General features: G+C 35.2%; 1 protein-coding gene. It reads right to left on the bottom strand.

Going from position 1 to position 972, the window contains the following annotated elements:
• Positions 1-885: IS1595 family transposase (locus tag JK139_RS15400; RefSeq protein ID WP_218332179.1), on the bottom strand; the 885-nt coding region annotated here is incomplete at its 3' end.
• Positions 886-972 lie beyond the last annotated feature (87 nt).

Consider the following 972-nt stretch of genomic DNA (forward strand, 5'->3'; position numbering starts at 1 on the left):
AAGGGATTTTAGATAATTGTAAGGATGTGGAATTTGATTCATCAATCTTTCCACTACATCATTAAATAGCCACTTACGCATATTCCTTTTATTAAATCGATATTCATATTCATCACTATAAGCAAACAAATATTCACTCGAACATTGATGATGTGTTCCTCTCAGCCAATTTTTGAACTGCATAATCTGTTTGTGCAGTTCTTCCATCGCAGTTCCTTTTTTAGAATATTCGATGCTAATATTTTTCATTTGTTTAGCTAATTTTTTATACGAATGATAAGCATCTGTTTTTATTTGGGCTTCCGATGATACATTATCTTTTATCGCATACTTCAATTCTTCGGATTTAAAACTTTCTATTGGCTGTAATGCAATATTCCCTGTTCGACCATCAGCTAATATCTCAACTGCCACAAACATTGCATCTTTCGTTTTGGTACTTCGCCCTTTGTCGGTAGAATAGCCCCCAATAAGGGTTTCGTCTACTTCAACATCACCTTTCAATTTATCTTCTTTATCCTTCTTCATTACTGCCTGTAGCTTCCTTTTAAATAACCATGCCGTTTTTTGTTGTACACCAACCTCATTGCCCAGTTCTATCGTCGACATCCCTTTTTTCTTCGCTGTTAATCTGAATACCATGTGAAAGGCTTTCAGTATCGGCATCTTTATTCCATGAAAAACAGTGTTAGCTGTAACACTTTCATCGTAGCCACAACTGCGGCAACGACGATAGTAATATGTACGGCCTTTATAACTCTGATCGCATCCACATTTACTACATTGATACTGCTTGCCCCATTTGATCTCCAACAGATAATTGTAGCAATCTTCATTTGTTTTGAACCGTTTGCCAAACTCAATTGCATTAACCCCTTTGAACATAACTATATATTTTAGACCTCAATTTACTAATTTATTTAGTTATTTCACCCCCCTATCTCTTATTTGTAAATGTTCTACCTAATCCTA

This window comes from Hydrotalea lipotrueae (genome assembly GCF_019249625.1).
Taxonomy (GTDB): domain Bacteria; phylum Bacteroidota; class Bacteroidia; order Chitinophagales; family Chitinophagaceae; genus Hydrotalea; species Hydrotalea flava.